Origin of the sequence: Bradyrhizobium sp. (genome assembly GCF_019242285.1) — a bacterium.
Taxonomy (GTDB): Bacteria; Pseudomonadota; Alphaproteobacteria; order Rhizobiales; family Xanthobacteraceae; genus Bradyrhizobium.
In genome coordinates this window covers 1-7,085 of record NZ_JAFAVV010000898.1, presented here as the reverse complement: position 1 = coordinate 7,085, position 7,085 = coordinate 1, and the positions used below count along the sequence as shown (strand labels likewise).

7 protein-coding genes and 1 pseudogene are annotated in these 7,085 nt (G+C 65.4%); 3 read left to right on the top strand and 5 right to left on the bottom strand.

The window, feature by feature from the left end:
• Nucleotides 1-702, top strand: a pseudogene (locus JOY90_RS36875) (translational GTPase TypA); the annotation flags it as partial.
• Nucleotides 703-775: 73 nt separating this feature from the next.
• Here JOY90_RS36875 and JOY90_RS36870 read toward each other — a convergent pair.
• Entirely contained in the window at nt 776-1,741 is a 966-nt protein-coding gene (locus JOY90_RS36870) for a magnesium transporter CorA family protein (protein ID WP_291696006.1), read from the bottom strand.
• 482 nt (nt 1,742-2,223) lie between these two features.
• Between JOY90_RS36870 and JOY90_RS36865 the strand changes: the two genes are divergently transcribed.
• The gene (locus JOY90_RS36865; protein WP_291696005.1) at nt 2,224-3,486 is read left to right on the top strand and encodes an NAD(P)/FAD-dependent oxidoreductase; all 1,263 of its coding nucleotides are present in this window, start codon (nt 2,224-2,226) and stop codon (nt 3,484-3,486) included.
• 123 nt (nt 3,487-3,609) lie between these two features.
• Here JOY90_RS36865 and JOY90_RS36860 read toward each other — a convergent pair whose 3' ends face one another.
• Genes JOY90_RS36860 through JOY90_RS36845 form a run of 4 tightly spaced genes read right to left on the bottom strand, consistent with a single transcriptional unit; the run spans nt 3,610 to nt 6,346 of the window.
• On the bottom strand, nt 3,610-4,017 hold the full coding sequence (locus tag JOY90_RS36860) for a thiol-disulfide oxidoreductase DCC family protein (protein ID WP_291696004.1): 408 nt from the start codon (nt 4,015-4,017) through the stop codon (nt 3,610-3,612).
• Nucleotides 4,014-5,333, bottom strand: coding sequence for an SDR family oxidoreductase (locus JOY90_RS36855; protein ID WP_291696003.1), 1,320 nt, complete (start codon nt 5,331-5,333; stop codon nt 4,014-4,016). The genes JOY90_RS36860 and JOY90_RS36855 overlap by 4 nt, the downstream gene beginning before the upstream one ends.
• A gap of 9 nt (nt 5,334-5,342) precedes the next feature.
• Nucleotides 5,343-5,813, bottom strand: coding sequence for a DUF2269 domain-containing protein (locus JOY90_RS36850; protein ID WP_291696002.1), 471 nt, complete (start codon nt 5,811-5,813; stop codon nt 5,343-5,345).
• On the bottom strand, nt 5,810-6,346 hold the full coding sequence (locus JOY90_RS36845; RefSeq protein WP_291696001.1) for a hypothetical protein: 537 nt from the start codon (nt 6,344-6,346) through the stop codon (nt 5,810-5,812). Before JOY90_RS36845 ends, JOY90_RS36850 begins: the two co-directional genes overlap by 4 nt.
• A 63-nt stretch (nt 6,347-6,409) precedes the next feature.
• Between JOY90_RS36845 and JOY90_RS36840 the strand changes: the two genes are divergently transcribed.
• Nucleotides 6,410-6,919, top strand: a complete 510-nt coding sequence (locus tag JOY90_RS36840) for a GNAT family N-acetyltransferase (protein WP_291696000.1) — start codon at nt 6,410-6,412, stop codon at nt 6,917-6,919.
• The last annotated feature ends 166 nt before the right edge of the window (nt 6,920-7,085 follow it).

The following is a 7,085-nucleotide window of genomic DNA, read 5'->3' as shown; positions in this document are numbered from 1 at the left end:
GGCTTCGAGCTGTCGGTGTCGCGTCCGCGCGTCGTGCTGCAGAAGAACGAGGCCACCGGCCAATGGCTGGAGCCGATCGAGGAAGTCGTCATCGACGTCGACGAGGAGCATTCCGGCGTTGTGGTGCAGAAGATGAGCGAACGCAAGGCCGAGATGATCGAGATGCGCCCCTCCGGCGGCAATCGCTTGCGCCTGGTGTTCTACGCGCCGACCCGCGGCCTGATCGGCTATCAGGGCGAGCTGCTCACCGACACCCGCGGCACTGCGATCATGAACCGCCTGTTCCACGGCTATGCGCCCTACAAGGGCGACATCCAGGGCCGCCGCAACGGCGTCCTGATCTCCAACGACCAGGGCGAGGCGGTGGCCTATGCCATGTTCAAGCTGGAGGATCGCGGACCGATGATGATCGAGCCCGGCTGGAAGGTCTATCGCGGCATGATCGTCGGCGAGCACACCCGCGACAACGATCTCGAGATCAACGTGCTCAAGGGCAAGCAGCTCACCAACATCCGCACCACCTCGAAGGACGAGGCGGTGCGGCTGACACCGCCGATCCGGATGACGCTCGAGAAGGCGCTCGCCTATATCGAGGACGACGAGCTCGTCGAGGTGACGCCGAAGTCGATCCGCCTGCGCAAGAAGCACCTCGATCCCAACGAGCGCAAGCGGGCCGAGAAGGCGCGCGAGGCAGTGGCGTAGGAGAACCTTCCCTGTCATGGCACGCGTCAGCCCGGCTGGCGCGTCCTCAGAACGGCTCAATCAAACCGGCCTCTCAATCAAACCAGCCTCGGCGCTTGAACCAGAGCAAGGGCAGAACACCGCTCGCGATCACGGCCAACCAGGCGAGCGGATAACCCCAGGTCCAGCTCAATTCCGGCATTTCCTTGAAGTTCATACCCCAGATGCCCACCAGGATGGTCGGCGGCACGCCGACCACCGAGACAATGGTGAGAATCTTGAACAACTCGTTCTGCTGGATATTGATGAACCCCAGCACAGCGTCCAGCAGCAGTTGTATCTTGTCCGAGAGACGGGTTTCGTAGTCGCTCAGCGAAAGTACGTCCTTTGATACCGAATCCAGCCGCTTCTTGGCCGCCGGCGTCACCCAGTCGTTGCCGACTTCGCTGGCGAAGGAGGCAATTCTCTGGACGCCGAGGAGAACATCCCGTGCTCGCGCCAGCTTTTCGGCTGAGACACCGATCTGCTGCAGCGCCTCCCGCATTCTGCGGCTGGACCTCACCGGCCTGGTGCTCCGCACGAGGCCGCCCTTGAATACATCCCTGGACAAGGCGTCGGTGGTCGCGCCCAGATGCTCGAGGACGTCGGCACCGCGGTCGACCATCGCCTCCAGCAATGCCGTGAAGACGCACATGCCGTCCGCGAGGCTGTCGTCCGTATCGATGCGCTTGGCGAGATCGTCGAAGATCGGAAGCGGCCAGAACCGAACCGTGACCAGGACTCGCGAACCGATGATGAACCCGACGGGCGTGAGGTACGCATCTCCCTGCTCGTCGAGACGCACCGCGGGCGAGCTCAAATATAGCTTGCCGTGGTCCAGGATCAGGCGGCTGGAGGCTTCGATTTCGCTCAGGGAATCCTCGGTCGGTATCTTGATCTTGAGCAGGCGTTCGACGGATCGCTTTTCGTCGTCGGACGGGTGGAGCAGGTCGATCCAGATGGTGTCCGGTGGCAGCTCTGCATCGATCTGCGACAGCGAATCGGACGGATGGCGAAACATCTTGAGCAAGGGTTCACTCCCATGCGGAGAGCCGATTCAACGCGCCGGAAACGGCCGGGTTTTCGATGAGACGTCATAGGGCATGTGGTGGCGTCTCGGCCATCGCAGCAACCGGAAGAGAATGGAAAACCGTGAAACGCCGGGAACCCGGTCAAGCGGCAGATCGGGCATCCGGAAATCGGCCCGAGGGAACGATGCAGACCGGCATGGGTTGGTTCGCATGTCCCATGTCGCGATCGCAAAACCGCTCTTGAGAGCGATCAACATTTATCGAAAGGTGGCCAGACACGATCTGGACCAGAGGACGCGCCGCGACCTTGCCCGACACATGAGGGAATTGACCAAACGAGGGGTGCAGGATCCCGGCCGCCTGACGGTTCACGGGCTCAGCTATCTGCGAAACCTGGAGCGCCAGGACGCCGCGGGATAGGTCGAGAGCCCGACAGCTTCTAGCCCGGCGGCGAACGTGCTAGAGCCGGGCCATGGGTTCCCTTTCCTCCTCGGTCGACATCGCCATCATCGGCGCAGGCGCTGCGGGCCTCGGCGCCGCGCATGCGCTCGAAGGTTCCGGCCTCTCCTTCCTTGTCCTGGAAGGGCGCGACCGCGTCGGCGGCCGCGGCCATACCGTACAGGCCGCGCCCGACGTGCTGTTCGACGCCGGCTGCGGCTGGCTGCACTCGGCCGACCGGAACTCCTTCGTCCCGATCGCCGAGCAGCTCGGTTTCGAGATCGACAGGACGCTGCCGCCCTGGCGCGAGCGCGGTCATGAGAAGGTGTTTCCGCAAGCCGAGCGGCTGGAATTCTTCAGGGCCATCGACGAATTCTATGATCGCATCGAAGAGGCTGCGAAGAGCGGGCACGACAGCTCCGCCAGCCTCTATCTCGAGCCCGGCAACCGCTGGAATCCGATGATCGATGCGATCTCGACCTATGTGAACGGCTGCGAGCTCGATGATGTCTCGATCCTGGACATGGAGGCCTACGAGGACAGCTACGCCAATTGGCGGGTGCGGCGCGGCTACGGCGCGCTGATCGCGGCCTATGGCGCGGCGCTGCCGGTTGTCTTCAACTGCGCCGTGACGTCGATCGATCATTCCGGCAAGCGCCTGCGCATCGAAACGAAGCTCGGTTCGCTTGCCGCCGACAGGGTGATCATCACCGTGCCGACCAACCTGATCGCCCAGGAGGCGATCCGCTTTTTCCCGGCGCTGCCGGCGAAGGTGCAGGCTGCGGCCGGCCTGCCGCTCGGCCTCGACAACAAGGTGATGCTCGGCCTGAGCAACCCCGGCGATCTGCCGGAAGACGGCAACCTGCGCGGCGCCTCCATCCGCACTGCGAAGGGCACCTTTCACCTGCGGCCCTTCGGCCGGCCCTGCGTCGAAGGCTTTTTCGGCGGCAGCTTCGCGCGGCAATTGGAGGATGCAGGCATTGGCGCGCTGGCGGCCGAGGCGATCGACGAGATCGCGGAGATGCTCGGCAACGACTTCCGCCGCAAGCTGACGCCGCTCGCAGAATCGCGCTGGGGACATGACGCATTCGCGCGGGGCTCGTACTCCCATGCACTGCCCGGCCATGCCGGCAAACGCGCGGTGCTCGCCGCCCCCATCGACGACCGGCTGTTCTTCGCCGGCGAAGCCACCTCGCCGAGCTTCTTCTCCACCGCGCACGGCGCCCGCGACTCGGGCGAGCGCGCGGCGATGGAGGCGTTGGCCTCGGTGCCGGTAACTAATGGTAGAGTGGGCTAAGGCGCGAACGCGACGGTGCAACGCATCGCGCGCAGCGACGTGCCCACCATCTCTCCACCTCGTGCTCGGCATGTGAGCACTCTTCGCCTTCGCTCTGGCGAGCTTCGGCGAAGCTTGGCCCACCTACTCGATCACCCGCGCCCGCATTGCCGCATCCGGCGCGAAGCAGGCGTCGTATCTGCCGAATATCCGGTAGCGGTTGCGTGCGACGAGGCCGTAGACCGCATCGCGCAGCGGCTTTGGCACTGCGAACAGCGCCCGTGTCCAGCCCCATCCCGGCAGCAGCGACAGCACCGTCAGCGCGCCATCCGATTTCATGTGAGCGGCACCGCCATGCACCACCGCGTTGGTGTCGGGATCATCAGAGTCGATGCCGAACGCCTGCGCCAGCCGCGTGCCATAGGGCGACTGGATCGGCGTGAAGCGGAATCGCGCGGCCTCGTCGCGCGTCGCGACGAAGCGCACCCAGCGCGAGCAGAACACGCAGACGCCGTCGAACAGGATCACGTCGTCGTCGGGCCATTCGGTCATCGGTTGTCCAATATCGCAAGCGTTATCAGCATCAGCACGATCGCCGGGCCGGTCTTGACCAGTGCACCGAGCGGCTCGAGCCAGAGATCCGGCGTGAGGATCGCGCAGCCGGCAAGGTAGCCGAGCGCGATCACGATGCCGGCGGCAAGGCCCAACCCCGCGGTCCGGCGGAACGCGATCAGGAGGCCGACGCCGATGTCCATCAGGCTGGTGATGGCGGCGAACGGCACGGCGACCGCATCCGGCCAGCCGCGCGATGTCAGGATCGCGGCCGTCGCCGGAAACGAGATCACCAGCGCAATGAACCCCGACAGCAGCCAGAACAGCGCGAGGCTGCCGACGGCCAGCGGCTTGATCAGGAACAGCCTGGCAAACCATTTGTCCTGAATGGTGGCGGCGTGACGGCCGACCGCGTCCGCGAGCGTGGTCGGCACGATGCCGGTCGCGGTCATCCAGGGCTGCGGCTCGCCGGATACGCCGCGGCGCAGCTCGGCCATCGCGTTGCGGCGCATCGGCGGCATCCAGCCGAGTCGGTTGACGAGGTCGCCGCTGGCCGCGCCGAGATCGAGCAGGAAGCCGGGCAGCCTGACGCGCGGCACATCGGCGGTGCCGAGCACGAAGCGGAACTGGTCGATGACCCCGCCAAGCGAAACCTTGTGTGGCTGCATCAGGTCCCAGCTCACGGCTTTCAGCGCCTCGTCCTCGACCGGCCGCTCGGCGAGAAAGGCGATCGTTACCGCGATGTCCTCGACCGCGACCGGCTGGAACGGCGTCGCGCTCTCTTCCGCCGGCAGCTCGATCGGCAAGGCCGCGAGCGCACGCACCAGCGCGCTGCCGCCATAGGCAGCCGGCGCGATCACGAAGCCCGGGCGCAGGATCGCATGCGCAATGCCGGACGCCGCGATCAGCCGCTCTGCCTCGCGCTTGGTGAGGCTGAAGGCGGTGCGGTCCTCGCCGGCCGTGCCAGGAATCGAGATATGGACCAGGCGGATGGCGCGGCGGCTGTCCCGGATCGCCTGCAAGAGCCACGCGACGAAATCGCGATGCACCGCGCCGGTGTCGCTGCCCGGGCCGTCCTGCAGCACGCCGAGACAGTTCACCACGACGTCGATGGCGCGCGCGCCGAGCAGCTGCGACAATTGCTCCGGCGCCATCGCGAGAACGGGCAGCTCCAGGTCGGACGCACTCATGCGTTGCGAGGCGGCGAGCTTCCGCGCAACGCCGGTCACGTCAAAACCGCGGCCGCGCAGCTCGTCGGTCACGAACCGCCCGATCAGGCCGGACGCGCCAAGCACCAGTATCCTGGCCCTGCCCATGCCTGTCCCCTAGAAGCCCGGTTTGGCGATCATCAGCCACAGGATGATCATCACTGCGCCGAAGCCGGGAAAGCCAAACCCGAACCAACGGCGGAACAGCACGAAATAGCGTGGCGGCAGCGCGCCGCCCACGGCCGCGGCCTGGCGCCCGAGATCGCGCATCTCGATCTGCATGAACACGACCGGCACCCAGAACAGGCCGGCGATCGCGTAGAGCACGAGCGAGGCCGAGAGCCAAGGCTCGCTCGCCGCCGTCGACGACAGCATCATCAGCACAGCGCCGGTGAGGGGTTGCAGCAGCACGGCTGACAGCGTGAACAGCATGTCGGCGATCACGACCACCGAAGCCGTGCGGGCGATGAATGACGCATCGCCACTGCGATGCGCCATCAGCATGAAGAACGCGATGCCCGCCCCGGCGCCGAGGATCACGATGGCGCCGAGCACATGCAGATATTTGACGGCGAAATACAGCGTCATTGTCTGGCCGGCGTCGTTGGCCACGGCAGCTTCAGCGCGCCGGCCAGTGTCGGCACGGTCAGTTCCACCCCCTGCTCGCTCTCGGCCATGAAATGTCCCTCACTGCCTGACGCCGGCAGAATGTGAAATCGACCCGCCGCCGCCCTCGAACGCGTCGGCGATCCGGCGCAGACCTTACCCGGCTCCGGCCTCGGTACACGCCACAGTTGAGCGCCAAGAGCCCGGCCTTCCTCACCCGTCGCACCATAGGGCGATGCCGACACGCTTTGAATGCAACACAAAGCCAGAACGAGCGGCGCGAACGGCAATTGAGGAAAACGCATGGAGGTCTGACGTGGCTGCGGGTCGGCGGCAGCCTCAGGAGACACCGCCGACCGACTCAAATCCAGCGTGACCGGATTTTTTTGAAACCGCAGGCGCCGTGGCCGACGGATGGCTATCGCCGGGGCCGCCCTGGAGTTACAAATACCGGCGGCGGTGGCGACCTGTTCTCTTTCGGTACAGAAATCGACCGACTGATGCAGAAAATCCACAGGTTAACCGATCTTTAACGATAGAGCTTGAAGCAAGCGCGCCGACTTGCTTTGATTGCAACCATGAGCACCACGCTAATCGAGGTTCGGCCGGCCAAGGCTGCGGATGCAGCCGCGGTAGCGTCTACCCATGACGAAGCCTGGCGGGCTGCCTACCAGGGCATCATCCCGGGCGCCGAGCTGGAGAAGCTGATCAATCGCCGCGGTCCGCAATGGTGGGACAGCGCGATCCGCAAGGGCAGCCGGGTCAGCGTCCTGGTGTTCGGTGACAAGATCGCGGGCTACGCCAATTACGGCCGCAACCGGGCCCGCAGCCTGCACTTCGAAGGCGAGATTTACGAACTCTATCTACGCCCGGAATTCCAGGGCCTGGGTTTCGGGCGCCGGCTCTTCGCCTCCGCCCGCCGCGACCTGATGCAGAGCGGCCTGCGCAGCATGGTGGTGTGGGCGCTGTCGGATAACGATCCCGCCACCGAATTCTACCGGGCGCTCGGTGGCCGCATGGTGGCCCGCTCGTCCGAGCGATTCGGAGCCAAGTCGCTCGACAAGGTAGCTTTCGCCTGGAGCAATTGAGCGCGGCGACGCCAAGTTCTATATCTGGGCCTATATATCAGGGCCTGTATCCGGCCCTCGAAAGGGGCCTGCCATTTCAGACATCCTGGCCAATCTGAGCCCATTCGGAGCCACGCATGCGCATTGACGCCATCCCGATCGGGACCGATCCGCCGCGCGAGGTCAA

Bases quoted from the DNA above. Each gene is read 5' to 3' on its own strand.
- JOY90_RS36870 (WP_291696006.1), bottom strand. From the start codon at position 1,741: ATGTTTCGCCATCCGTCCGATTCGCTGTCGCAGATCGATGCAGAGCTG.
- JOY90_RS36865 (WP_291696005.1), top strand. From the start codon at position 2,224: ATGGGTTCCCTTTCCTCCTCGGTCGACATCGCCATCATCGGCGCAGGC.
- JOY90_RS36860 (WP_291696004.1), bottom strand. From the start codon at position 4,017: ATGACCGAATGGCCCGACGACGACGTGATCCTGTTCGACGGCGTCTGC.
- JOY90_RS36855 (WP_291696003.1), bottom strand. From the start codon at position 5,333: ATGGGCAGGGCCAGGATACTGGTGCTTGGCGCGTCCGGCCTGATCGGG.
- JOY90_RS36850 (WP_291696002.1), bottom strand. From the start codon at position 5,813: ATGACGCTGTATTTCGCCGTCAAATATCTGCATGTGCTCGGCGCCATC.
- JOY90_RS36840 (WP_291696000.1), top strand. From the start codon at position 6,410: ATGAGCACCACGCTAATCGAGGTTCGGCCGGCCAAGGCTGCGGATGCA.